Here is a 23,741-nt window from a genome sequence, read left to right on the forward strand (position 1 = left end):
ACCGTAGCAGCGGGCGTCGGTGGCACCTGGCAGAGTTGACCCGTGCCCGCCGCCCCGATGATCGACGCCGTCGACGTCATCCGTTTCGTCGGGCCGCAGACCTTCGGCCGCGCCCGCGACCTCGTCCGCGCGGGCCTCGTCGACGACGCCGTCTGGCACGACGACGGCACGGTCACCGCGACGGTCACCGGGTCCACCGACGACCCGTACGAGCTCCGGGTCGAGACCACGCCGGCACGCGGCGAGTTCGTCCGCCCGGTCCGCAGCACCTGCACCTGCCCGATCGGCGGCGAGTGCAAGCACGTCGCTGCCGCCCTCCTCACGATCAACGCGCGCGCCCTGTCCGCGGCCGCCGGCCCACGCCCGGAAGCGCCGGCTCCGCCGCCTTCGGACTGGAGGCACGACCTCGCCCGCCTCGCCGGTGACGACGAGCAGGCGGTCACCCCGCAGGGCACCCCCATGGGCCTGCAGTTCGAGTTGCGTGACGCGGTCTCCGCCCGGCTCGCCTCGCGTGCGCGAGCCGCCGGTCGGGCGCTGCCCACTGCCTCGCGGTCGGTGCGACTCGGGGTCCGCCCGGTGACCCGCAGCGACGCCGGCAACTGGGTACGCGGGCAGTTGACGTGGGGCACGTTGCCGTACTCGATGAACCGGCTCGGGCTCTCCCCCGAGCAGCACGGCTGGTTCCTGCAGTTCGCCGCGCTCCACCGTGCCGGGCAGCTCGCTGGGCTCCCGGGCGAGGCCGACTGGGTGCACCTCGACGACTTCGGCAGCCCGTTGCTCTGGCCGTTGCTCGCGCAGGCGCCGGGCCTCGGCATCGCGTTCGTCACGGGCAAGCGCGAGGGCGGGGCGGTCCTCGGCGCCGAGGCACGGGTGATGCTCGACGTCGCGCGACAGGACGACGCGCTCGTGATCGGCGCGAGCACGGTGCTCGACGGCCGCCCGATCCCCGAGGGCACCGCGCGGATGATCGGCGACCACGGCGTCTACGCCTTCCGCGAGAGCCCTGAGTTCCACGTCGTGTTCGCCCCGACGCCCGGCCCGGTGCCCGAGGACCAGCGCCGCATGCTCGTCGACGGCAGCCGCATCACCGTGCCCCGGGACGAGGTCGAGGAGTTCCTCGCCGACTGGTCCCCGAAGCTCCGCGGGGCGCTCGGCCTCGTCAGCTCCGACGGCTCGATCGAGCTCCCCGAGCGCACCCCGCCCGAGCTCGTGCTCACGGCCACGTTCGAGCCGGCCCGGGCTCCGCGGACGGACGACCGCGTGCACCTGCAGTGGCGCTGGCACGTCGACGGCCGCAAGGACCCGGTCGCACTGCACGGCCCCCTGCCGGACCTGACCACCCTGCGGGCAGCGGACGACAGCGCCGGATCGGCAACTCCGGGCGGCGGACTGGACTGGTTCGCGGACGGCACCATCGACGGCGCCGACGTGGCGGTCTTCGCGAACGAACTCCTGCCGGAGCTGCCGTCGCTCGGCGTCCGCACGGTGGTACAGGGCGAACGCGTCGACTACGAACGCCTGACCGGGCGCCCGCACATCCGCGTCACGACGATGCCGTCCGACAAGCACGACTGGTTCGACCTCGGCATCTTCGTGACCGTCAACGGCAAGCAGGTGCCGTTCACACCGCTGCTCCGGGCGCTCGCGAAGCGCGACCGGCGGATGAAGCTCGTCGACAACTCGTACCTGTCGCTCGCCGACCCCGCGTTCGACCGGCTGAAGGAGCTCATCGAGGAAGCACGCGACCTCGACGAGTGGGAACCCGACCAGCCGATGACGGTCACACCGCTGCAGGCCGGCATCTGGTCGGAGTTCGACCAGCTCGCCGACGAGACCTCGCACGACGAGCGGTGGCAGGCGATCGCGTCGGGGCTGCTCGGCGCGACTCCCCCGGCGGACGTCACCGTGCCCGAGACGGTGCACGCCGAGCTCCGGCCGTACCAGCACGCCGGGTACGCGTGGCTGTCGTTCCTGATGGCGCACGGCATCGGCGGGGTACTCGCGGACGACATGGGCCTCGGCAAGACCCTGCAGGTGCTCGCGACGATCGCCGCCGCCCGGCAGTCGTCGCCGGAGGCGCCGCCGTTCCTCGTCGTCGCGCCGACCTCGGTCGTCGGCAACTGGGCGTCCGAGGCCGCGAAGTTCACGCCGGGCCTCCGCGTGACGACGGTGACCGCGACCTCGCTGAAGGACCCGGCCCGGGTGTCCCGCGCGGCTGCCGCGTCGGACGTCGTCGTGACCTCGTACGCGCTGCTGCGGCTCGACGCCCCGGCGTACACCGATCTGTCGTGGTCGGCCCTCGTGCTCGACGAGGCGCAGTTCGTGAAGAACCCGCAGTCGCAGACGCACCGGGCCGCGGTGGAGCTCCGCGCGCCGGTGAAGTTCGCGATCACCGGCACACCGCTCGAGAACGGACTGACCGACCTCTGGGCACTGTTCCACGTCGTCGCGCCGGGGCTGCTGTCGTCGTGGTCGCGCTTCGGGGACGACTACGTGAAACCCCTCGCCTCCCCCGACCTCCGCGGCGCCGCCCGCCAGGAGCTCACCGAGCGACTCCGGCGACGCATCCGGCCGCTCATGCTGCGGCGGACGAAGGAGAGCGTCGCAGCGGACCTCCCGCCGAAGCAGGAGCAGGTCGTCCGGGTGACGCTCGACCCGGCGCACCGGGCCCTGTACGAGACGACGCTGAACCGGGAGCGCCTGAAGGTCCTCGACCTCATCGACGACCTCGCGCGGAACCGGATGATCGTCTTCCGCTCGCTGACCCTGCTGCGGATGCTGGCGCTGTCACCGGCTCTGGTCGACGGTTCACGGGAGGACCTGTCGTCCGCGAAGCTCGACCTGCTGCTCGACGAACTCGAACAGCTCGCCGCCGAGGGCCGTCGTGCCCTGGTGTTCAGCCAGTTCACGTCGTTCCTCCGCATGGTGGCCACCGCCCTGGACGACCGGGGCGTCGGCTACGAGTACCTCGACGGCTCGACCAGACGCCGGCCCGAGGTCATCGACCGCTTCCGGAACGGCACCGCCCCGGCGTTCCTCATCTCGCTCAAGGCCGGCGGGTTCGGGCTCACCCTGACCGAGGCGGACACCGTCTTCGTGCTCGACCCGTGGTGGAACCCCGCTGCCGAGAACCAGGCGGTCGACCGCACTCACCGCATCGGGCAGACCCGGTCGGTGAACGTGCAGCGGTTCATCGCGGAGGACACCATCGAGGAGAAGGTCCTCGCCCTTGCGTCGAAGAAGGCCGAGCTGTTCGCCACGATGATCGACGACGACGCCCTGTTCGCCGACGACCTGACGGCCGACGACATCCGCTCCCTGCTGGAGTGACGCCGCCGGCCGGGTGGTCAGTGCCCGAGGCCGTCGATCCGTGCGACCTCGTCCGGGCTCAGCTCGATGCGGGCCCCGGCGGCGTTCGACCGGATGCGCTCCGGGTTCGACGACTTCGGGATCACGACGAACCCGTGCGCGACGTGCCACGCCACGATGACCTGCGCGCTGTCGGCGTCGTGGGCGCCGGCGATCTCGAGCAGCGTCGGATCCTGCAGGTTGCTCGCCTTGAAGGGGCTGTAGCCCTCGAGGACGACACCGCGCTCGGCGAGCCCGTCGGCCACCGCGGCGTCGAACTCCACCGGGCTCCACTTGATCTGGTTCACGGCCGGGGTCACGCCGGTGGCCGACACGAGTTCGTCGATCTGGGCCAGGGAGTAGTTGCTCACGCCGACGGCCCGGGTGAGCCCGTCGGCCTGCGCCTGCACGACCTGTTGCCACACGTCGGGGCGGGCCTCGCGGTTCGGCGGCCAGTGCACGAGCCAGAGGTCGAGGTGGTCGAGCCCGAGCTGGTCGAGGCTCTCCTCGATCGTCTCGCGCACGCGGTCGGCGTTGTCCGGCGGCAGCTTCGTCGTCACGAAGACGTCGTCACGGGCCAACCCCGAGTCGGCGATGGCCTTCCCCACCCCGCGCTGGTTGCGGTAGCCGGTGGCAGTGTCGATGTGCCGGTAGCCGGCCTGGAGCGCCTCACCCACGGCGGCGGGGGCATCGGCGTCGGGGATCTGCCAGGTGCCGAAGCCCAGGAGCGGCATCGACCCACCGGTGACGGACACGGACGGATTGGCGTAATCGGTCATGTGCCCGTGTCTACCCCTCGACCCTCCGCGGGGGTCCCGGGAGATGTCCGAGGTCTCCGGCATGATCGTCGAGGCCGTCCGGCCCGCACCACCCGCACCACCAGGAGCACCACCGCAGCATGACGTCCCGCCGACGCCGCACCCGCACCAGTCTCACGTCCGTCCTCGTCGTCCTCGGGCTCGCCGTCGGGGCGTACGCGCTCCACACGACCGGCTTCCTCGCACCCGATGCCGAGGCCGCACCCGCCGTCACCAGCGCACCCGCGGGGTCGGACGCTCCCGTCATCACGACGGAACCCGCCGCGCCGGAGACGACCCGCGCCTCCAGGCCGGGGTCAGAGCCGACCACTTCGGTGACCGGCACCGCGACCGACCAGCAGGACGCGCAGACCGCGCGGGCGCAGCTCGCCGACCTGCCCGTCAAGGGCAAGGCGCCGGCGACCGGCTACGACCGGGTCGGGGACTTCGGGACGGCGTGGCTCGACGTCGACCGGAACGGGTGCGACACCCGCAACGACGTGCTCGCCCGGGACCTGACGGAGATCACCCGACAGGGACGGTGCAAGGTCCTGACGGGCACGCTCGTCTCGCCGTACACCGGCGCGACGATCGACTTCGTCCGCGGGAACACGACCTCGACGCTCGTGCAGATCGACCACGTCGTCGCGCTCGAGAACGCCTGGCGCACCGGCGCGCAGCAGCTCCCCCAGGCCCAGCGCGAGGCACTCGCGAACGATCCCGACAACCTGTTCGCCGTCGACGGGCACTCGAACGCGCAGAAGCGTTCCGGCGACGCCGCGACCTGGCTGCCCGCCGACAAGTCCTTCCGCTGCACGTACATCGAGCACCAGGTCGCGGTGAAGACGAAGTACCGGCTGTGGGTCGCGCCCGCCGAGCACGACGCGATGGCGAGGATCCTGCAGGCCTGCTGATCACCGACGTCGGGCCGCGCGCCCCTCCCGGGCGAACCACACCATCGACGCGACGACGAGCACCAGGGCGAGCCGCGCGATCCAGAGGAGCGCCGGGCTCGCCGGCTCGCGGAACGGCACGCCCAGCAGGACGCCGACGGCTTCGAGCAGTCGACCTCCGCGACCGACGTACCCGTGGGACTCGCTCGGCACCGCGAACGTCACGGCGATCGCGAACGCCACGATCGCCAGGAGCATCGCCGCGAGCGACGCCGCGACACGGCTGCGCCCCGTGCGGCCGATCAGCGTGGCGACCAGTGTGACGACGGGCAGCACGACGAGCATGTCGACCAGCCACGCGAGCAGCAGCCCGATCGCGGACAGGAACGCGAACATCAACGAGAGGAACCACCCGGTGGGGTCGTCGTCACGAACGACCACGACGACGCCGAGCGGGAACGCCAGCACCACCAGCACGAGGTCGAGCAGGAGCAGGTCGAGCGCGGTGCGGCGGCCCTCCCGCGAGGTCTGTTCGGCAGCCCGTACCCGGTTGCGGCTCTCGAGCGAGTCGAACGGGTTCCACCGCAGCCCCACGACGAGTCCGGCGATCGCCATCGCGCAGAGCACGCTCGTGATGCCGGTCCCCCAGTCCGGGTCGGGCGTCAGCACCAGGAGCGCGACCTCCCCCACCGCTGCGAGCGCGAACGCCACGCCGATCACGAGCAGCACCGCCTGCCTCCGTGTCCCGTCCCACACGATCCTGCTCAGCAGCGTCCTGTTCCCCACGGCACGGCAGCCTAGCGCCCACCGGTGCCGGTTTTATACGACAGGTGTAGCCTAGTTCGGGCCGATGCGGACGCACCGACCTTCACCGTCGAAGACCCCAGGAGGCCTCCCATGACCACTTCCCGCTTCACCGACCGCGTCGTCCTCATCACCGGCGGCGGTTCCGGCCTCGGCCGCGCCGCCGCCGTGCGCCTGGCGACCGAGGGTGCCGCACTCTCCCTCGTCGACGTGTCCGCCGAGGGTCTCGAGGCATCGAAGACCGCCGTCCTCGACGCCGCCCCGGACGCCCAGGTCCTGACCACCGTCGCCGACGTCTCCGACGAAGCCCAGGTCGAGGCGTACGTCACGGCGACCACCGAGCGCTTCGGGCGCATCGACGGCTTCTTCAACAACGCCGGCATCGAGGGCAAGCAGAACCCCACCGAGTCCTTCACGGCCGCGGAGTTCGACAAGGTGGTGTCGATCAACCTCCGGGGCGTGTTCCTCGGCCTCGAGAAGGTCCTCGCCGTGATGCGCACGCAGGGCAGCGGCATGGTCGTCAACACCGCTAGCGTCGGCGGCATCCGCGGCATCGGCAACCAGTCCGGGTACGCCGCCGCCAAGCACGGTGTCGTCGGTCTGACCCGCAACTCCGCCGTCGAGTACGGCCGGTACGGCATCCGCATCAACGCCATCGCGCCGGGAGCCATCTGGACGCCCATGGTCGAGAACTCGATGAAGCAGCTCAACCCGGAGAATCCGCGCGGGGCCGCCGAGGAGTTCATCCAGGTCAACCCCGCCAAGCGCTACGGCGAGGCTCCCGAGATCGCAGCCGTCGTCGCCTTCCTGCTCTCCGACGACGCGTCCTACGTCAACGCGACGGTCGTCCCGATCGACGGCGGGCAGTCCGCCGCGTACTGACCCACGCAGCCCGGCGCGCGCCGACCTCGGTGTGCGCTGGGCATCGGCCTGGAGGCACGGCGCACCCCCGCCACGCATGGCAGGCTGCGAGCATGGCTGAGCAACTCACGGTCCCGCAGGCGTTCGCGCTGCTCCAGGTCGAGTCCGACGGGCGGAAGTCAACGGACGTCCAGACCCTCGACGCCGGGCTCGCCGGCGCCGTCCTCGCCGACCTCGCCCTCCGTGGCGTCGTCTCGCTGCAGGACGGGCTGGTCACCGTCGTGAACGGCGCCGCGACCGGCGACCCGGTGCTCGACGGCGTCGTCGGCACCATCGCGGCGACCGACAAGCCCCGCAAGGCGAAGTGGTGGATCACCCGGCTCGCCAAGCGCCCGCTGCGCGACGACGTCTTCGCCGGGCTGATCGAGCGGGGTGTCATCACGCTCGAACAGGGCAAGGCGCTCGGCATCTTCCCCACCACGAAGTACCCAGAGCGCGACGGCGGCCCCGAGACCCTGCTCCGGTCCGCGATCGCCGACGTCCTCGCGCAGCGGTCGGCTCCGACGCCGTTCTCAGCAGCGGTGATCGGACTCCTCGACGCGACGAACACCCTCCGCAAGCACTTCGGCAAGGTCGACCGCGCGCTCGTCAAGGAGATCACCTCGGGCAGTTGGGCGACCCCGGCGGTGAAGGCCGTCCTCGAGGAGATCCAGATGGCCGCGATCATGGCCAGCGTCGCGGCGACCACCGCGGCCACGACGGCGACGATCTCCTCGAGCTGATCCGCTGAGTCAGGCGCCGAGTGCGGTGATCGCGGCTGCCCACCAGTAGCCGAGCAGAGCGCCTGCGGGGACGGCGAGCACCGCCACCACCCGCGCCTTCCGGAGCAGGGCCCGCCGCGCTTCGGCCTGCTGCCGGTCCCGCTCGAGCCGCTCGAACCGCTGGACGTGGCGGAGGGTGTCGTTGATGACGACAGCATCGACGTGCCAGGTGCCGCGTTCCTCGGCGAGCATCGTGAGGAAGCGAACGGCCTCGTCGGAGTGCGCGCACGGCAGCCCCGTGATCCACTGCCCGATCTCCTGTGGCCGCAGCGTGACGACCGCCGGCACCTTGTCACCGAACCTGAGCTTCGCCGCGGCCACGACGAGGATCGGCTGCACCAGGATCGGGCCTCCGGCCGCCGTCGAGAGCAGCCGGGTTGCTCGCTCGCCCTCCGTGAGGGCGCTGTGCATGTGCCGGGTCCGCTGCCCGCTCACCATGAGCGTCCGCCCGCCGACCCAGACGTCCTGCCCCGAGTGGTTCTTCGTGTTGATCGAGAACACCCCGGTGGGCCCGATGACCAGGTGGTCGATGTCGGTCTCGTGCTTGCCGACGGGGACGGCGTGGAGCACGGTGAAGTCCGGACCGAGCGACTCGAGGGCCGTCGCGACCTCCCGCTCTCCGATCGCGCCCTTGAACCACGACCGTGCGTCCGGGTGGAGCGGGTCGTGACCCCAGAACCGTTGCCACCTCGTTCGAGCCGGAGCGCCGGACTGGATGGACAGGCACTCCTGCATGACCGCGTAGCCGGGCTTCCGAGCGCGCAGCGTGAGCGGCGCGCTTCCTCGTACTTCCCCCATGCGTCCACCGTCCCACGGCGACAGGTGTCGGACGAGCCCTCGTTCAGGCGTCACGGTTCGGCGCAGCGCGGCGGACGGGGCAGTTCCGTTCCGGGTTCGACCGTTCTGGTTCGCGATCGCCGGGGTTCGTGAACCGGAACGGTCAATCGCCGGAACGAGAACGGGCTCGCCCCGGCGACGATCGACTCAGGGGCGCGGCTCGACGAGCTCGATGAACCGGGACAGCAGGGACAGCCCGGCGATCGACGGCGGCAGGCCCGTGGTGAGCGCAGGCGAGTACACGAGGTACGCCGCCCACTTCGCCCGGGACAGCGCCACGTTCAGGCGGTTCGGCATGAGCAGGAAGTCGAGCCCGCGCGGGATGTCGGCAGCGCTCGAGGCCGCCAGCGACACGATCGACACGACGGCTTCGCGCCCCTGGAACATGTCGACGGTGCCGACCTGGGTCCCCCGGAGTCCGGCGCGGTCCAGGGCATCACGGATCACGGCACCCTGGGCGTTGTACGGCGCGACGACGATGACGTCCTCGTCGGTCAGCGTCCGGCTGACGTCACCGTCCACCCATCGCCGGCCGACCACGTCCTGTGCGAGCGCCACGACCCGAGCGGCTTCCTCGACCGAGGACGTCGTGTTGCCCACGTGCACGACCGGAACGGGGAGCACGCCTGCGTCGATGTCGTCGAGGTGCCGGCCGGAGACCATCGAGGCGAGCTGCCCGTCGTAGGACAGGGCGGACACCGAGGCCGTCAGTGCGGGTTCCATGCGCCGGGTGCGGGCCAGGAAGTAGCCGAACTCGGACGGCAACACGTGCGCCCCGTCAGTGAGCCATCCGAGCGCTGACTGGTCAACGGGTTCGGGGTGGGATCCCTGCGACACCTGTGGCAGCTGCTGCGGATCGCCGAGCAGGAGCAGGCGGGTCGCGGCGACCGAGGAGGCGATCGTCGGCGCGAGCGAGAACTGTCCGGCCTCGTCGACGACGATCAGGTCGAGGGAACCGCGGGCGATCGTCGCCTCGTTCGCGAAGGTCCACGCGGTGCCGCCCACGACGCCGCCGGTACCCAAGGCCTCGCACGAGGACAGGAACGCGGCGATCGCGGCGCCGTTCTTCACGGGTGTCCAGTCGGCCGCCTCGAGGCCGTCCTCGGTCGCGTCCTTCTTCGGGACCTTCACGACACGATCGGCGGGGACGCCTGCGCGCACCACCGAATCAAGGAAGTTCTCCGAGGTGGCGTGGGACTGCCCGACGACGCCGACGCGCCAGCCGTACTCGCGGACGAGCCGCGCGACGACGTTCGACCCGACGTAGGTCTTGCCGGTGCCGGGAGGGCCCTGGATCGCCAGGTAGGACCGGTCGAGCCCGAACAGCGTCGCGACCACGGCAGACACGGTGTCGTCGCCCTGCACGGGGACGATGGGCCCGCGCGGCGGAACGCGGCGGAGCAGGTCGAAGGCCGGGTCAGGCAGCATCGACGGCAGCGCGTCGAGCACCGCCTGCCCCCACTCGGCGATCGCCTCGGGCTGCGGCTTCGCGCGGGGCGGTGCCGCCGGTGCGATGGCGACAGGAAGGTCTCCGTGCGGCGACCCACCGACCGGCAGGCCCTCCTTCACCAGGACCTCGACGGCATCGCCGTCGTCGCTGACGTCCACGATGACCGCGCGAGAGGACGCGCCCTTCGACCCGGGGCCCGGGGAGACGACCGATGGCGGGAGTGGGTCGTCGTAGACGAGGTGGGGCGTGCCTCCAGGCCGGAGCCGCGAACCGGGCGCGAGCGTCCCCGACAACCGGATCTCACGCGACTGCGACCGGGCACGCGGCAGCGTGTCCCAGTCGCGCTCGACGGAAGCCCGCTCGACGACGAGGACGTCGCGGGTGTCCGCCCACTCGTCCACGGGGTTGCGGAGGCGGTCGAAGTGGTCCTGCCAGAACGTCTTCGCCTCGCGCCGGTGGTAGTCGATCGCGGCCGCGGCGAGCGCCAGGGCGGTCTGGTCGGGGGTGCGGTCGAGGGCGTCGACGTCCTCGAGTTCGGCGGCGAGCGCGACGTACACCGGGTTCGGCTCACGGTCGACGGGGATCGGTGGGAGGAGTTCGTCCTCCTCCCGTGGGGCGGCCGGCGACTCGGCACGCAGAGACAGGAGCCAATCGCGGAGCCGAAGCGTCGAGCGGCAGTCGTAGGCGTTGTAGTCGGCGACCTCGTCGAGCATGTGCTGCCCGCGGGTCGCATCGCCCGTGCGGATCTCGGTGATCGCGTCGACGTAGGCGGTGATGCTGTCCGCGGCGTTCGTGACGTCGCTGAGCCGCAGGTCCTCGCCCATGTACAGCGGCTCGAGCTTCTTGATCGAGTAGCTGCGGCTGCCGACCACGAGGGCCTTCCGAACCACCGGGTACAGGTCGACGAGGACGCCCGCGCGCAGGAGGTCGTCAACGGCCTCTTCGCCCACCCCGTGCCGGGCCGCGAGGGACAGCAGGTGCGTCCGCTCGTACGCCGCGTAGTGGTAGATGTGCATGCCGGGGTACTGCTCGCGCCGCCGCTGCACCCAGGCGAGGAAGTCGACCAGCGCCTGCCGCTCGTCGCGCAGCGTGTGCGCCCAGAACGCCGTGAACTCGGCCTGGTCGTCCACCAGCCCGAACAGGTAGTCGATGCCCCAGTGCACGCCGTCCTCGGTGTACAGCGGGTCGCCCTCGAAGTCGAAGAACACGTCGCCCGGGTCCGGCGCGGGGATCGCGTCGAGCGCTCGTGGATCCAGGACCTCGAACAGCGGCTTGCGCCCGCCGGCGTGCTGGCCGTCGACCTGGAGGCGCGCCTGACGCACCAGCCGCTCTCGCGTCGAATTCGACATGCCCGGCACGGCCGTGGTCCGGCCCGCCAGGTCGTCGATCGTCCGCACTCCCTGCCGGATCAGCTTCGTCCGCTGGTCGAGACGCATGCCCGCGACGAGGACCAGGTCGCGGTGCTGCTCGACCTGCGTGCTGCACACGTCGCACCGGCCGCACGACGAGTACCGCGGGTCGCCCCACTGCAGTGTTTCGTCCGCCGCCAGCCGCTCGGCGATCACACGCTTGAGCTCCGCGCGCTGCGTCCGGTACACCGGGGCGATGTCGGCCAGCTCGTGCGTCGTGGTGGTCCGGTCGCCGAGCACGAGGTGGACCTGCTCGCCGGTGGGGATGCCGTGCGCCTGCATCCGCTCGGCGTAGGCGGCGAGCTGCAGGAGGGCGCTGATCTTGGCGTGCCGGGCGAGCTTGGTGTCGTAGACCTCGTACTCGCCGCGGTCGTTGCGGACGATGAAGTCCGCGAAGCCGATGAAGCCCGCGTCGTCCGCGGTCGGAGGTGCGTGGAAGGTCGGCTGGTACAGGACGTCGGCGCCGTTGCGCATGGCGCTTCGCGCTTGTTCGGCTGCCTCGGCGTACTGCGGGGGTTCAGGGCGCTCGAACTCCACGACGTCCCGCGTCTCCTTGAGGATCGCGAGGTAGTCGAGCTCGTGCTGGTCCCCCAGCCGGGCGGTGCGCTCGAGCATGTCGTCGTGCGTCTCGGGGAGGGGTTCGCCGCGGCCGAGCTTGGCGTCCATCCGCCGCAGGAACGCCCACTCGCACGAGGCCCACGTGGACAGGTCGCTCGGGCTGAGCAGGACGTGCCCGTCGGTGCCGATCTGCATGCCCGAAGCTTAGGGGCCCCCACGGACACCAGCCAGGTTGCCCCCATCTACCCCAACTGAGGGGTACCGAGAAATCGTGCCGTCAACTATCGTCCAGGCCGTGCGTGATGAATTTCGTGGCTTCTATCCACCCACCCCAGGGGAGCTAGACCTCTTATGGGGAGGTGAGATAGTCCTTGACGCGAACGTACTACTCAATTTATACCGCTATCGGCCCGCTACCGTCTCTAATTTGCTCACAGTTCTAGGCAGGCTACAGACCCAGATCTGGCTCCCGCACCAGGCGGCCGCAGAGTTCCACCGCAATCGCCTTGCGGTGATGAGCGCGCAACCGAAGGCATACGACGATCTGACCCGAGCAATCACCGAGGGACGCGGTAAGCTCCTCGCCGCCATTCGAAGCAAATCTCGACACCCTGAGATCGATGCGAAGCGGCTTGAAGAAATCACCAACGACAGCCTTGACGCGATCGAAATGGAGCTTTCTAGTCAGCTGCAGGAGTCAACGCCGCCGAGCCCCGCAGACCTTGCTATGGATCCGATCCTCGAACAGATTACCAAAATATTTGCAGATCGGGTTGGGAAAGCATTCGAAAATGAGGACCTAACTCGCCTTTATTCCCAAGCGGACGATCGGTTCGCAAAGTCAATACCGCCGGGGTACCGTGACGTCAAGAAAGAGGGCGATAACAAGTACGGCGATTTTGTAATCTGGAGTGAGATCCTCAAGCGTGGTCGCGAGAATCAGCGCCCCGTCATTTTCATCACCGACGACCTGAAAGAAGATTGGTGGCAGCGATTCTCCGGTCACACTCTGGGTCCACAGCCAGCCCTGGTGCAAGAATTCCTGTCAGAAACGAATCAGCTATTCTACATATACGATCCGCGCCAATTCATCGACGAGGCGAGCAGGAGGCTATCAGTCCCGCTTGACGCGTCGACCCTCGGCGAAGTTGGCCAGGTGTCAAGAGAAGGTGACTTGATTGACCAAATTGATGAGCTCGACCGTATTGAGAGCGAACTCGAGATGCGTCGCGCGGTTCGCGCCGAGCAGAGCGAGCAGGCGATCCGGCACGCGCAACATGTGCTAGATCTTGAGAGGAAGAAGCGCTCCCTCGATAAGACGGTGAGTTCGTTACATTCGCGACTATTCGAAAACGGCGGCAATGACTTCGATTCCCGCCTTGGCAGCGACCTCGACCGGCTTTCATTGTTCGAGCAGCAGTCAGATCTCGAAATCGCAATGATTGAGTCAAACCGTCTGCGGGGTGAGATTGAGCGAGTCAAGGGATCGCGCTATCGACTGCATCTGAGCGACGAGGAAACGGCAGCAATTGATCGACAACTCGCAGAAGTCAGGGCACGAAGGGCGGAAATCGAGCGTCATCTGCGTTGATGGGCAAGTCGCGCTTCGGTGCACGGGCTAGCCAAGGCTGGCCGCCGACACCGCCGGTGCGCACAAAGCGCGGCCCGTCGTAGCCGTCGCGGGAGACGTGCGCCGTGAAGTCGGCGAGGGTGCGGACCCAGTGCCCGCGTTCGCCGTACAGCGCCTGGTAGACGACGACCGGCTCCTCGGTCTCGACGTCCCGCGCGACGAGGAGCACCTCGTAGTCGTTCCCCTTGAAGTGGCGGTACCGGCCAGGCGTCACGTCGTCGCTCATGCCCCCGATGCTAGGGCCGCTCCTCAGGCGCTCGGTACGCTCGGCACCATGAGCGAGCAGACCGAGCAGGCACGAACCGAGCGTGGCCTCGACCGCCTCGTGAACTTCTCCGACGCAACCGTGGCGATCGCGATCACGCTCCTCATCCTCCCGCTCGTCGACATCGCCGGGGAGCTCACGGGCGGCGAGAGCGCGGGCGACCTGCTCGGTGACCACTGGCCGGCGCTCCTGGAGTTCTTCGTCACGTTCTGGGTGATCTCGCGCTTCTGGACCCTGCACCACCAGGTGTTCGAGCACGTGCGCTCCTACAACCTGCGGATCATGCGCCTGAACTTCCTGTGGCTGATCAGCATCGTGTTCCTGCCGTTCGCCGCCAACCTGCTCAACACCAGCGCGAGCGGGGACCGGGTGTCGCACGGGCTGTACCTCGGGAGCATGGTCGTCACGAGCCTGACGCTCACCGTCATCGAGTGGCAACTCCGCCGCTCCCCGGAGCTGCTGTCCTCGCCGCTCGGGGACAGCTGGAAGGGCCCGACCGCCGCCGGCCTGCTCGCCCTGGCCCTCGTGCTCGCGATGATCTTCCCGTCGGTCGGCCTGTACTGGGTGCTGCTCCTGCTGCTGCAGACCCCGATCGCTGCGATCGTCCGTCGCCGCCGCTGACCTGTCACAGTCGGTCATCTCGGTGACCCGGACGCCCGAACGACGTACCGTCACGGCATGACCGTCATCGCGGCCGTCGCCGTCCTCGTGGGAGTCCTCGCACTCGCCACGGTCCTCGGCGTGGTGCTGCGCGCGCGAACCGGACGCGCACGAAGCGGCCGCACGGACACGCACCTCACCGCGGACCTCGCCCCCGCCGACGCCTTCGGCCCCGCCGCCACCCTCGTGCAGTTCTCCACCCCGACGTGCGCCCGTTGCCCGGCCACCCGCCGTCAACTCGACGCCGTCGCCGACACCACCCCCGGTGTCACGCGCATCGAGATCGACCTCGCCGACCGCCCCGAGCTCGCCCGACGCTTCGACGTCATGCAGACCCCCACGGTCCTGCTCCTCGACGCGGACCGCACGGTCCGCACCCGCTTCGGAGGACCGCCCCGTCCCGCCGAGCTCTCCGCAGCCCTCGACACCGTCCTGACCCCAGGCACAGAGGAGTCCCGATGACCACGCCCGCAACACCCGACAACGGCATCGACCCGCGCTCCCCACGCTTCGGCGCGGCCATCACGACCGTCCTGCTCGCCGCGACGATCGTCCTCACCCTGATCCCCGCGACGTGGGCGGCCGGCATCGTCCTGCTCGCCGTGATCGTGGTCCTCTTCGCCATCGGCGGCATCGCCGGCATCCGTCGACACCCCTACGGCGCGCTCTTCCGCCGGTTCATCCGCCCGCGGCTCGCCCCGCCGACCGAACTCGAGGCGCCCGAACCCCCGACGTTCGCCCAGCAGGTCGGCCTGGTCATCACGGCGCTGGCGTTCGTCCTCGCCCTGGTCGGCGTCCCGTACGCCGCCCCCGTCGGCGCCGCGATCGCGCTGGTCGCCGCCTTCCTCAACGCCGTCTTCGATGTCTGCATCGGCTGCCTGCTCTACGTGTGGCTGGTCCGGGCGGGCGTCTTCCGGCAGCGCACCACCGCCTGACGCGAGGGCCGGGAGGCGCGGCTCGCCCCCGTCACTCCGGCACCTCGCGCAGACGGCCGGTCCGCGCGCGCTCAGCCCAGCCGGCCACCACCGTCGACGTGCAGCGTGGTGCCGGTCACGAACCCGTTGTCGATCGCGAGCAACACCGCCGACACGACGTCGTCCGGCGCTCCGACGCGGCCGACTGGGTTCGACGCCGCTGTCTCGGCGAACATCCCCCGTTTGGCGTCCTCGCCCATGCCGTCCCACGCGCCGGAGTCGATGATTCCCGGCGAGACCGCCACGGCACGCAGCGGCGCGAGCTCGACGGCGAGCGCCTCGACCAGGAACGACACCGCACCGTTCGTCGTCGCCATCACGGCGAGTCCCGGTGCCGGCTTCCACGCCGCGACGCCGGAGAACAGCACGAACGCGCCACCGGGGCGCATCACCGGAGCGAGGTGCTTCGCGAGCAGGATCGGCCCGACGACCTTGGCGTCGAACGCGCCGCTGATGGCTCCACGGTCGAGTTCGGACACCGGCCCGTTCGCGTGGGCAGCCGCGAGGGAGACGACCGCGTCGAAGGGCCCGGCTCCGACGAGCGCGGCGATCGACTCCTCGTCGCCGAGATCCGCGCGGAGCACTTCGACGCCGTCCAACGCCTCGGCCATCGCGGCCGCGGTCCGTTCGGGGTGGCGAGCGCCGATGACGGGTTCGTCCCCACGCTCGAGGAGTGTTGCGGCGATCGCGTGCCCGATGCCGGATCCGCCGCCGATGAGCAGGATGCGCTTGCGGTCGTCGTTCGTCATGGTGTGGTCCTCTCGTCGTTCCGAACACGGCGGTCACCGTGCTCCGATGAGAACCGCAGCGGGTCCAACGCGCATCCCGAAACGTCTTCGATGTTCCCTGGTGATTCCATAGAATGCGTTGATGGCCAACCTCCGAGCGTTCGAGGTCTTCCTCGCCGTCGTCGATGCCGGCTCGATCTCCCGCGCTGCCCGGACCCTGCACCTCTCGCAGCCCGCCGTGTCCCACCAGATCGGGAGCCTCGAACGCGACCTCGGCGTCGCCGTCCTCGATCGCGGGCGGCACGGCGCGACCCTGACCGCCGCCGGGCGGGCCTTCGCTCCCGCAGCCCGGGCAGCGGTCGATGCCGCCGTCCGCGCCGACGCCGCAGCCCGGGGCCCCGTCGCGCTCCGGCTCGTCGTCGCGCAGAGCTTCACGGTGCCGTTCGTCGTTCCGGCGCTCCGCGACCTCGTCGACCGCGGCGTTCCACTCCCCACGCTGTCCGAGGGCTCGAGTGCCCGCACGATGGTCGAGGCGGTCCGCTCTGGCGAGCAGGACGTCGCGGTCGTTCCGGGGCCGGTGGAGGCGCCGGACCTGCTCCTCCGAACCGTCGGACACGAGGAGGTCGTCGTGGTCGGCTTCCCCGGAACGGCCATCACGCTCGAGGCCGTTGCCGACCGGCCCGTGATCGGCCTCCCGGTCGACCGCGGGTACGGACAGTGGCTCGCCGAACGCTTCGCCCGGGCAGGTCTCACTCCCGAGGTCGTCGCGACGGTCGACTCACCCGCGGCCGCCGCAGCCCTCGCGTCCGCTGGGCTCGGTACCGCCGTGGTACCGGAGTCCGCGGTCGCCCGCGCCGTGCCCCGGGCACACCTCGATCCACCGGTGCGCCGCGCGATCGTGGTCGTCGCGCGCTCGCAGGACGTCGTCGACTCGGTCGCCTCGGCCTTCGAGCAGGAGGGAGAGCGGGACGCGTCGTAGCAGGCCTGGAGGCGCGGCTCGCCTCCGCCCCGCCGCTCACGTCGCCGACGGCGGAGGCTCCCCCCAATGGCAGCCTCCGACGTCGGCGCCGGGTCACGCGGTCAGCGCCTGCTCACTCAGCGTGACGAGGTCGTCCGCGCGCAGGTTCGGCCAGCCGTGCAACAGCTCGCGCCACTCGGGAGGCAGCGCCGATGCCCCGTAGATCGCTCCGGCCAGGCCTCCGGCGATCGCCGCGACCGTGTCGGTGTCGTTGCCCGTGCGGACGGCTCGGACGAGGGCGTCCTCGAGCGAGGTGCTGTGCTTGACCGCGGCGTACGCGGCCTGCATCGCGGAGACGACCCACCCGTTCGAGTCCGTGAAGTCCACCGGCTCGGAGTGCTCCGCCGTGACGAGGCGGTCAACCCACAGTCGGCGCCGGTCGAGGTCGAGCAGGTCGAGGCCGCGGAGGACGTCGAGCTCCCCGGTCAGCACCGCGTGCCGGATCGCGACGCACCAGAGCACGCACGCGTCCCCTGCGTCCGTCTCGAAATGCGTCAGGTCACTGATCGCCCGCGCCGCTGAGGCGAGCCGCTCCTCTTCTCCGATGTCCCCACGCAGGTAGGCGAGGACCAGCGGGGCGGTCCGCATCAGCGACCCGTTGCCGGCGGAGCGGCCCTTGAAGTCGTGTTCCTGCCGGGCCGCAGCGCGAGCGTGGGAGGCGGTCCGTGCCTCCAGGCCGGTGAGGACGTTGCGTGTCTGGATGCCGACGTCGGGCGCGTTGACCGACCACGCTGCCCAGGCGGCCACGAGGCCGTCGAGTGCCTCCTCGGAACCCGGGTCGCCGCCGCGCGCGACCGTGCGGAGGATCGGGACGGCCATGCTCGTGTCGTCCGTCCACTCTCCCGGGGCCCAGCCGAACGAGCCGCCGCCGGCCATCCGGATCGGGGTGGGCGCTGGGACGGCGGGGCGGAACTCGTAGCCGGCGCCGAGTGCGTCGCCGGCGGCGGAGCCGAGGACGGCACCGACGGCCCGGTCGACCTGGACGGTGGTCTGCGTGGTCATGTGAGCCTCCGATGCAGGTTTACGCGGAATTGCGTAAAAGCGAGTCTGCACGCTCCTGCTGGTTTGCGCAAGTGTGCGTAAACTCGTGCTCATGACGAACGAGTACCGCGACGCCGACGGCAAGCGCCTGACGGACTACCCGCGCCCGTCGGTGGCCGTGGACACCGCGGTGCTCACGGTTCCCGCGGGCGGACCGCTCTCGGTGCTGCAGGTGCTCGACGCGGTCGACGGGGACTGGCGGCTGCCCGGGACGTTCGTGCACGAGGGCGAGCAGCTGGCTTCGGCCGTCCTGCGGTCGCTCTCCACGAAGGCCGGCGTGACGGGGCTCGCGCCGGAGCAGTTGCACGTGTTCGACGACCCCTCGCGCGACGACCGGGGGTGGGTACTGTCGGTCGCGCACCTCGACGTCGTGCCGGCGTCAGCGCTCGAGCCCGATGGTTCGCGGGCCCGGATCGTGCCGGTCGCCGACACCCTCGGCATGGTGCACGGGCACGACGACATCGTCGCGTTCGCGGTCGCCCGACTCCGGGCCGCGTACTCCGACGCGCCGGACACGCACGGACTGCTGGCCGAGCCGTTCACGATGACGGAGCTGCGGCGGGTGCACGAGGCCATCCGCGGCGAGGCGCTCCTGCCGGACTCGTTCCGGCGGGCGATGCTGCCGATGCTGACGGCGACCGAGGCGAAGCGAGCCGAGGGGCCGGGGAAGCCGGCGACGCGGTACCGGCGGGGCTGATCAGTTCCCCGCTGCTCGCGGGATGATGCAATCGCTCTCCACGAGCAGTTCGTTCGACTTCGCCCGGTACTCGATCTCGGAGAGCGTGTCGGCCGGCCGGAGCGACGGATCCCCGTCCCCCTGGTACGTGTAGGCGTGGTCGGCGCCGCGGCTCGCCTCGTCCCGATCGTCGAAGTGGTCCGACAGCGCCTCGGTTGTCGCGTCGCGGTCCAGGGAGTCGGGCAGCGCGATCGTCGCCGTGTAGGTCGTGCAGGCGTTGCCCCCCTCGGTCTTCCCCGCGGTGAAGTCACGTCGGACGTCCACGGCGTCACGACGGAGGTGCAGCACACCGAGCGCCTCGGTGATCTCGGGGTCCATGCGGTCCGCGGCCTGGTGCGCGTCGGCCGGGTCCGCAGGGTCCAGTTCGTCGAGCTCGTCCTGTGCGAGCGTCGCGCGGTAGGCCCGATCGTCGGCGGGTGCCTGCCGGATGACACCGACGGCAGGCAGGACGACGCACACCCCGGCGACACCGACGCACAGGGCGGCGACGACCGTCAGGACGACTGCCGGTCGACCGTCCCGGCGGCGACGCACCGCGACGATCCCGATGGCGAGGAGGACGAGCGGGACGCCGAGACCGATGACCAGCGCAGCGATCTGCGAGCCCAGGTAGTCGCAGCTGCCGTGGTTGAAGGTGCGCCAACTGACCGAGATCAGCGTGATGACCTGGAGGCCGAGGGCGAACGCCGTCGCGATCGGGGCCACCACGGCGAGCACCACCAGCAGTCCTCGGCCGATCCCCTCCGGCCTCGACGAATCGTCGTCCCCCACGAGCCCTCCCCTGTCGTCAGGTCCAGGGTGCCACACCGGGGTGCCGCCGAAAGCACCGCCGCCGCGCATCGAGTGAGCAGAAGACGTCGAGTCCACCGCAGTGACTCGACGTCTTCTGCTCACTGAACGAACAGGCGCCCGCCCCGCCCCGCCGTAACGGGCAATTTGCTTTCACGCCTAGCGCCCGCCCGTGCAATGCGCTTTCATGGAGCGCATGACGATCACCGATCGCACCGACCGCGCCGACGCGTTCGCCCTCGTCCGCACCCAGTCCCGCACGATGCCGACGAGCATGCGCGCCATCGCCGACGCCGTCCTCGACGAGCCCGCGACCGCCGCGACGACCAGTGCCGCCGAGCTCGCCGGACGCGCCGGGGTCTCCCCCGCCACCGTCTCCCGCTTCGCCCAGCACCTCGGCTTCGCGAACTTCGCCGCACTCCAGCGGAGCATGACCCGGGCCGTCGAGCGTGGCATCCACGAGCGAGCGGACACCGAGATCCACGCCGGCGTCAGCGTCGACGACGACGTGGCGACCGTGATCGCGAAGGTCACCGAGGACGTCCGGGCCGTGATGAGCGACACCCGTGCGACCCTCGACCCGCACGCCCTCGAGGCCGCGGCCATCCGCATCAGCGAAGCCCGCCGGGTCGTCCTCTACGGCGTCGGCGCGAGCGGCATCGTCGCCCGAGACCTGCACCTCAAGCTCGAGCGCATCGGCATCGCGAGCTCGATCGCCGACGACCCGCACAACGCCCTGACCCTCGCGAGCGTCCTCGGCCCACAGGACGTCCTCGTCATCACGAGCCACTCCGGCACGACGACCGAGGCCCTCGAGGTCGCAGCGCTCGCCCACGAGAACGGCGCCACCGTCGTCGCGATCACCGGCCACGCCACCTCGCCGCTCATGGACCACACCGACCACGTCCTGCTCGGTGTCGCCGGCGCCGAGAGCGACCTCCGCCCCGCCGCGATGGGCAGCCGGATGAGCCAGCTCGCCATCGTCGACGCCCTCTTCGTCGTCGTCGCCCAGCGCACCGACGATCGCTCCCGCCCGCTCCTCGCACGCAGCCGCCACGCGGTCCGCACGCACCACCGTTCCTGAATCGAGCACCATGCACCACGATCAGCTGCACCACGACCTCCTCCGCGACGAGCTGAAAGACCTCACCACCGAGGCCGCCGACGCGAGCCTCGACGACATCGACCTCGTCTCGACCCTCGAGGCTGCTCAACGAATGAACGCCGGCGACCGCAGCGTGCCTGCAGCAGTCGAGCCGTGCCTCCCGGCCATCGCAGCGGCGGCAGACCGGATCGCCGCAGCCTTCGCGCGCGGCGGCCGCCTCGTCTACGTCGGTGCCGGCACGCCGGGCCGGCTCGGCGTCCTCGACGCCAGCGAGTGCCCGCCCACCTTCGGCACCGATCCCTCGCAGGTGCTCGGCCTGATCGCCGGCGGCCAGGTCGCGCTCACCACCGCCGTCGAGGGCGCCGAAGACGACGAAGACGCGGCCGTCCGCGACCTCGACGCGCTCGGCTTGACGTCCGACGACGTGGTCGTCGGGATCAGCGCGTCCGGCAGAACGCCCTATGTGATCGCAGCCATCCAGGAGGCGCGGCGCAGGTCCGCCCTGTCGGTCTCGGTCGCGTGCAACGCGGGTTCGGCTGCGGGGCGGCACGCCGACATCGCCATCGACGTCGTCGTCGGTCCCGAGTTCATCGCCGGGTCCACCCGCCTGAAGGCTGGGACCGCGCAGAAGCTCGTCCTCAACATGCTCACCACGCTCGCAATGGTGCGGAGCAACAAGACGTACGGCAACCGGATGGTCGACGTGCGGGCGACGAACGCGAAGCTCGTGGCGCGGGCGTTCTCGCTCGTGCAGGACGTGACCGGCGCCTCGGACTCGGCCGTCTCGTCTGCATTGGACGACGCCGGCGGCGAGGTGAAGACCGCCATCGCGATGATCCTCACCGGGGCGTCCGCTGCTGACGTCCGTTCCCGTCTCGATGCCGCGGGCGGCTCGTTGCGCGCCGTCCTCTGACGCTCTCCCCCTTCATCCCTCTCTTTCCCCCGAGGAGCCCCATCAATGGCCGATGCACAGCAACTCGCACAACGGATCCTCGACACCGTCGGGGGGTCCTCGAACATCGCCGACGTCGAGAACTGCATGACCCGGCTGCGGGTCGAGGTCGCGTCCCCCGGGTCCGTCGACCTGCCGGCGCTGCAGGCCACCGACGGCGTCATGGCCGCCATCGCGGCAGGCTCGAACCTGCAGATCGTGCTCGGCCCGGGTCTCGTCGACCGCGTGGCCAACGACCTGGAGGCCCTGCGCGCGGCCGCCCCGGTGGCTGCGGCTGGTGGGGCTGGTGCATCCAGTGCCGCTGCCGCGTCGGGTGCATTCGGTGCGTCCGGTGCGTCGCCCGAGGAGCTCGCCGCTCGCGGCGCGTCGATCAAGGCCTCCGCGCGGTCCCGTTCCGACGGCCGCACCATGCGCGCGATCCGGAAGATCTCCGCGATCTTCATCCCGCTCATCCCCGCGCTGATCGCCTGCGGGCTCATCGCCGGGATCAACGGCATCCTGACGAACCTCGGGTGGGTGCCCGGGGTGACGCCGTTCCTCGGCGTGCTCTCGTCCGGCTTCCTGTCGTTGCTCGCCGTGTTCGTCGGGATGAACGCCGCGAAGGAGTTCGGCGGCACGCCCATCCTCGGCGGTGCCGTCGGCGGCATCATCGTCGCGGCCGGTGTCGCCAACGTGACCGTGTTCGGCGAGACCCTGGCGCCCGGGCAGGGCGGCGTGCTCGGGGCGTTGGCCGGCGGCATCCTCGCGGCCTACATCGAGCGCTTCATGCGCCGGGTCACGCCCGATGTCATAGCGCTCATCGTCGTGCCGACCGTGACCGTCCTCGTCGCCGGGTCGATCACGCTCGGCGTGCTCATGTCCGTCGCCGGTGTCGTCTCGGTCGCGATCGGCACCGCTGCGACCTGGCTGCTCGCGAACGGTGGGGCCTTCGCCGGCTTCGTGCTCGGAGGTCTCTTCCTGCCGCTCGTCATGACCGGCATGCACCAGGGACTCATCCCGATCCACACCACCCTGATCGACCAGACCGGGTGGACCGTGCTGCTGCCCGTGCTGGCGATGGGTGGTGCCGGGCAGATCGGTGCATGCATCGCGCTGTGGGTTCGCTTCCGTTCGAACGCTTCGCTCGTGCGGACCATCCGTGGTGCGCTGCCGGCTGGGTTCCTCGGTGTCGGCGAGCCCCTGATCTACGGCGTGACGCTCCCCCTCGGACGGCCGTTCACCACCGCATGCATCGGTGGTGCGTTCGGTGGCGGTGTCGTCGGGCTGTTCGATCAGCTCGGGCACTCCGTCGGGGCGATTGCCATCGGCGCCTCGGACCTGTCGCTCATCCCGCTGTTGAACGGGTCGTCCGGATACGCGTGGGCGCTGCTCGGGTACGGGTCGGGGCTCGTTGTGGCGTACGTCGTGGGGTTCGTGGCGACGTTGTTGTTCGGGGTGTCCGACTCGGTGCGGGCCGACCTCGAAGCGCAGTCGGCTCCGGGTGCCCCGCTCGACGTCGTCACCGCGGCCCAGCCCGCCGACGCGAAGGAGGCCGGTCCCACCGGAGCTACGCGCTGATGCGGTTGGGGGCAGGCACCCACCTTCGTCACGCCAATCTGGCCGCTTCCACCTTCGCGGCAGCTGCGGGGGCTGGGGCCGGGCCGGGCCGGAGCCGGAGCCGGAGCCGGAGCCGGAGCCGGAGCCGGAGCGACGCTCGCCCTCACGTCTCTGCACATCCCGAAGGACTCGTCGGAGCGTGCCCGCGCCGCCTCGACGTCTATCGTCGACGCCGCTCGTGAGTTAGGGCTGACGTCGCGGCCGACGTCTGTCCCAAGACCGCTCGACCGCTCGGCGACTCGCCGAGGAGGTTCCCGCGGTCCATCGGGCTAGCACACGTGGGGATCGACTTCGGGCTCTCCGTCGTTTCCATCCGGGCCATCGCCGCGGTGCTGCCGATCGCCCTGAACGCGAGCACGCTGAAGGGTTTCCGACCGCAACCGCCCGGATGCTGCCGAGAAGATGATCCGGCTGGAGCATTCGCGACAGCGGTTCCCGGGGTTGCCGCCGCCGGGGGTCGGGGGGGGGG

Annotated in this window: 21 protein-coding genes; 13 read left to right on the forward strand and 8 right to left on the reverse strand. The window is 70.7% G+C overall.

Going from position 1 to position 23,741, the window contains the following annotated elements:
• The first annotated feature begins 42 nt into the window (after positions 1 to 42).
• The gene (locus tag FS532_RS04320; RefSeq protein ID WP_144750576.1) at positions 43 to 3,330 is read left to right on the forward strand and encodes a DEAD/DEAH box helicase; all 3,288 of its coding nucleotides are present in this window, start codon (positions 43 to 45) and stop codon (positions 3,328 to 3,330) included.
• A gap of 17 nt (positions 3,331 to 3,347) precedes the next feature.
• Here FS532_RS04320 and FS532_RS04325 read toward each other — a convergent pair whose 3' ends face one another.
• Positions 3,348 to 4,127 carry an aldo/keto reductase gene (locus tag FS532_RS04325; protein ID WP_144750577.1) on the reverse strand — a complete coding sequence of 260 codons (780 nt, stop codon included), beginning with the start codon at positions 4,125 to 4,127 and terminating at the stop codon, positions 3,348 to 3,350.
• A gap of 119 nt (positions 4,128 to 4,246) precedes the next feature.
• Between FS532_RS04325 and FS532_RS04330 the strand changes: the two genes are divergently transcribed.
• A complete protein-coding gene (locus FS532_RS04330; protein WP_144750580.1) occupies positions 4,247 to 5,059 on the forward strand; it encodes an HNH endonuclease family protein in 813 nt (270 codons plus the stop codon).
• On the opposite strand, the gene FS532_RS04335 is transcribed toward FS532_RS04330, so the two are convergent.
• A complete protein-coding gene (locus tag FS532_RS04335) occupies positions 5,060 to 5,824 on the reverse strand; it encodes a hypothetical protein (protein WP_144750582.1) in 765 nt (254 codons plus the stop codon).
• Between the two features lie 111 nt (positions 5,825 to 5,935).
• On the opposite strand from FS532_RS04335, the gene FS532_RS04340 reads away from it, so the two are divergent.
• Both FS532_RS04340 and FS532_RS04345 read left to right on the forward strand, forming a co-directional pair.
• Complete coding sequence (locus tag FS532_RS04340) at positions 5,936 to 6,724, forward strand: SDR family oxidoreductase (RefSeq protein WP_144750584.1); 789 nt, start codon at positions 5,936 to 5,938, stop codon at positions 6,722 to 6,724.
• A gap of 92 nt (positions 6,725 to 6,816) precedes the next feature.
• Positions 6,817 to 7,485 (forward strand): GOLPH3/VPS74 family protein, encoded by a 669-nt coding sequence (locus FS532_RS04345; RefSeq protein WP_144750586.1) that lies wholly within the window; start codon positions 6,817 to 6,819, stop codon positions 7,483 to 7,485.
• A gap of 9 nt (positions 7,486 to 7,494) precedes the next feature.
• Here the strand turns inward: FS532_RS04345 and FS532_RS04350 are convergent, their stop codons facing one another.
• Together FS532_RS04350 and FS532_RS04355 are read right to left on the reverse strand one after the other, a co-directional pair.
• Entirely contained in the window at positions 7,495 to 8,322 is an 828-nt protein-coding gene (locus FS532_RS04350) for a nuclease-related domain-containing protein (RefSeq protein WP_144750588.1), read from the reverse strand.
• 186 nt (positions 8,323 to 8,508) lie between these two features.
• Positions 8,509 to 11,973: a TM0106 family RecB-like putative nuclease gene (locus tag FS532_RS04355; RefSeq protein ID WP_144750590.1), complete on the reverse strand. Its 3,465-nt coding sequence runs from the start codon at positions 11,971 to 11,973 to the stop codon at positions 8,509 to 8,511.
• 100 nt (positions 11,974 to 12,073) lie between these two features.
• On the opposite strand from FS532_RS04355, the gene FS532_RS04360 reads away from it, so the two are divergent.
• Entirely contained in the window at positions 12,074 to 13,369 is a 1,296-nt protein-coding gene (locus FS532_RS04360) for a PIN domain-containing protein (protein WP_144750592.1), read from the forward strand.
• Here the strand turns inward: FS532_RS04360 and FS532_RS04365 are convergent.
• Positions 13,329 to 13,634 (reverse strand): DUF1653 domain-containing protein, encoded by a 306-nt coding sequence (locus FS532_RS04365; protein WP_260852547.1) that lies wholly within the window; start codon positions 13,632 to 13,634, stop codon positions 13,329 to 13,331. The two genes, FS532_RS04360 and FS532_RS04365, sit on opposite strands and share 41 nt — an antisense overlap.
• Before the next feature lie 48 nt (positions 13,635 to 13,682).
• Here FS532_RS04365 and FS532_RS04370 point away from each other — a divergent pair, with 48 nt between their 5' ends.
• The 3 genes from FS532_RS04370 to FS532_RS04380 are packed head-to-tail and all read left to right on the forward strand — an operon-like array spanning position 13,683 to position 15,268.
• Positions 13,683 to 14,294, forward strand: coding sequence for a TMEM175 family protein (locus FS532_RS04370; protein ID WP_144750594.1), 612 nt, complete (start codon positions 13,683 to 13,685; stop codon positions 14,292 to 14,294).
• Between the two features lie 57 nt (positions 14,295 to 14,351).
• Complete coding sequence (locus FS532_RS04375; RefSeq protein ID WP_144750596.1) at positions 14,352 to 14,795, forward strand: TlpA family protein disulfide reductase; 444 nt, start codon at positions 14,352 to 14,354, stop codon at positions 14,793 to 14,795.
• The gene (locus FS532_RS04380; protein ID WP_144750598.1) at positions 14,792 to 15,268 is read left to right on the forward strand and encodes a DUF4395 domain-containing protein; all 477 of its coding nucleotides are present in this window, start codon (positions 14,792 to 14,794) and stop codon (positions 15,266 to 15,268) included. The genes FS532_RS04375 and FS532_RS04380 overlap by 4 nt, the downstream gene beginning before the upstream one ends.
• Before the next feature lie 71 nt (positions 15,269 to 15,339).
• Here the strand turns inward: FS532_RS04380 and FS532_RS04385 are convergent, their stop codons facing one another.
• Positions 15,340 to 16,056: an SDR family oxidoreductase gene (locus FS532_RS04385; protein WP_144750600.1), complete on the reverse strand. Its 717-nt coding sequence runs from the start codon at positions 16,054 to 16,056 to the stop codon at positions 15,340 to 15,342.
• Positions 16,057 to 16,177: 121 nt separating this feature from the next.
• Between FS532_RS04385 and FS532_RS04390 the strand changes: the two genes are divergently transcribed.
• Positions 16,178 to 17,014, forward strand: a complete 837-nt coding sequence (locus tag FS532_RS04390; RefSeq protein WP_144750602.1) for a LysR family transcriptional regulator — start codon at positions 16,178 to 16,180, stop codon at positions 17,012 to 17,014.
• Positions 17,015 to 17,107: 93 nt separating this feature from the next.
• Here the strand turns inward: FS532_RS04390 and FS532_RS04395 are convergent, their stop codons facing one another.
• Positions 17,108 to 18,055, reverse strand: a complete 948-nt coding sequence (locus FS532_RS04395; RefSeq protein WP_144750604.1) for an ADP-ribosylglycohydrolase family protein — start codon at positions 18,053 to 18,055, stop codon at positions 17,108 to 17,110.
• 91 nt (positions 18,056 to 18,146) lie between these two features.
• Here FS532_RS04395 and FS532_RS04400 point away from each other — a divergent pair, with 91 nt between their 5' ends.
• Positions 18,147 to 18,791: an NUDIX hydrolase gene (locus FS532_RS04400; RefSeq protein WP_144750606.1), complete on the forward strand. Its 645-nt coding sequence runs from the start codon at positions 18,147 to 18,149 to the stop codon at positions 18,789 to 18,791.
• Here the strand turns inward: FS532_RS04400 and FS532_RS04405 are convergent, their stop codons facing one another.
• Complete coding sequence (locus tag FS532_RS04405; RefSeq protein WP_144750608.1) at positions 18,792 to 19,601, reverse strand: hypothetical protein; 810 nt, start codon at positions 19,599 to 19,601, stop codon at positions 18,792 to 18,794.
• Between the two features lie 214 nt (positions 19,602 to 19,815).
• On the opposite strand from FS532_RS04405, the gene FS532_RS04410 reads away from it, so the two are divergent.
• Genes FS532_RS04410 through FS532_RS04420 form a run of 3 tightly spaced genes read left to right on the forward strand, consistent with a single transcriptional unit; the run spans position 19,816 to position 23,233 of the window.
• Positions 19,816 to 20,703 (forward strand): MurR/RpiR family transcriptional regulator, encoded by an 888-nt coding sequence (locus tag FS532_RS04410; RefSeq protein WP_186321903.1) that lies wholly within the window; start codon positions 19,816 to 19,818, stop codon positions 20,701 to 20,703.
• Positions 20,704 to 20,713: 10 nt separating this feature from the next.
• Positions 20,714 to 21,637: an N-acetylmuramic acid 6-phosphate etherase gene (gene murQ / locus FS532_RS04415; protein ID WP_144750612.1), complete on the forward strand. Its 924-nt coding sequence runs from the start codon at positions 20,714 to 20,716 to the stop codon at positions 21,635 to 21,637.
• A 45-nt stretch (positions 21,638 to 21,682) separates the two neighbouring features.
• The gene (locus tag FS532_RS04420; protein ID WP_144750614.1) at positions 21,683 to 23,233 is read left to right on the forward strand and encodes a PTS transporter subunit EIIC; all 1,551 of its coding nucleotides are present in this window, start codon (positions 21,683 to 21,685) and stop codon (positions 23,231 to 23,233) included.
• Positions 23,234 to 23,741: the final 508 nt, after the last annotated feature.

The sequence above is a fragment of the Curtobacterium pusillum genome, from assembly GCF_007673235.1.
In the GTDB taxonomy this organism is placed as follows: domain Bacteria; phylum Actinomycetota; class Actinomycetes; order Actinomycetales; family Microbacteriaceae; genus Curtobacterium; species Curtobacterium pusillum_C.

What these genes read in the sequence shown, in the direction of transcription:
- FS532_RS04380 (WP_144750598.1), top strand. Translation starts at nt 14,792, where the DNA reads ATGACCACGCCCGCAACACCCGACAACGGCATCGACCCGCGCTCCCCA.
- FS532_RS04410 (WP_186321903.1), top strand. Translation starts at nt 19,816, where the DNA reads ATGACGATCACCGATCGCACCGACCGCGCCGACGCGTTCGCCCTCGTC.
- FS532_RS04375 (WP_144750596.1), top strand. Translation starts at nt 14,352, where the DNA reads ATGACCGTCATCGCGGCCGTCGCCGTCCTCGTGGGAGTCCTCGCACTC.
- FS532_RS04330 (WP_144750580.1), top strand. Translation starts at nt 4,247, where the DNA reads ATGACGTCCCGCCGACGCCGCACCCGCACCAGTCTCACGTCCGTCCTC.
- FS532_RS04400 (WP_144750606.1), top strand. Translation starts at nt 18,147, where the DNA reads ATGACGAACGAGTACCGCGACGCCGACGGCAAGCGCCTGACGGACTAC.
- FS532_RS04385 (WP_144750600.1), bottom strand. Translation starts at nt 16,056, where the DNA reads ATGACGAACGACGACCGCAAGCGCATCCTGCTCATCGGCGGCGGATCC.
- FS532_RS04355 (WP_144750590.1), bottom strand. Translation starts at nt 11,973, where the DNA reads ATGCAGATCGGCACCGACGGGCACGTCCTGCTCAGCCCGAGCGACCTG.
- FS532_RS04340 (WP_144750584.1), top strand. Translation starts at nt 5,936, where the DNA reads ATGACCACTTCCCGCTTCACCGACCGCGTCGTCCTCATCACCGGCGGC.
- FS532_RS04395 (WP_144750604.1), bottom strand. Translation starts at nt 18,055, where the DNA reads ATGACCACGCAGACCACCGTCCAGGTCGACCGGGCCGTCGGTGCCGTC.
- FS532_RS04390 (WP_144750602.1), top strand. Translation starts at nt 16,178, where the DNA reads ATGGCCAACCTCCGAGCGTTCGAGGTCTTCCTCGCCGTCGTCGATGCC.
- FS532_RS04325 (WP_144750577.1), bottom strand. Translation starts at nt 4,127, where the DNA reads ATGACCGATTACGCCAATCCGTCCGTGTCCGTCACCGGTGGGTCGATG.
- FS532_RS04370 (WP_144750594.1), top strand. Translation starts at nt 13,683, where the DNA reads ATGAGCGAGCAGACCGAGCAGGCACGAACCGAGCGTGGCCTCGACCGC.
- FS532_RS04345 (WP_144750586.1), top strand. Translation starts at nt 6,817, where the DNA reads ATGGCTGAGCAACTCACGGTCCCGCAGGCGTTCGCGCTGCTCCAGGTC.
- FS532_RS04420 (WP_144750614.1), top strand. Translation starts at nt 21,683, where the DNA reads ATGGCCGATGCACAGCAACTCGCACAACGGATCCTCGACACCGTCGGG.
- murQ (WP_144750612.1), top strand. Translation starts at nt 20,714, where the DNA reads ATGCACCACGATCAGCTGCACCACGACCTCCTCCGCGACGAGCTGAAA.
- FS532_RS04365 (WP_260852547.1), bottom strand. Translation starts at nt 13,634, where the DNA reads ATGAGCGACGACGTGACGCCTGGCCGGTACCGCCACTTCAAGGGGAAC.
- FS532_RS04350 (WP_144750588.1), bottom strand. Translation starts at nt 8,322, where the DNA reads ATGGGGGAAGTACGAGGAAGCGCGCCGCTCACGCTGCGCGCTCGGAAG.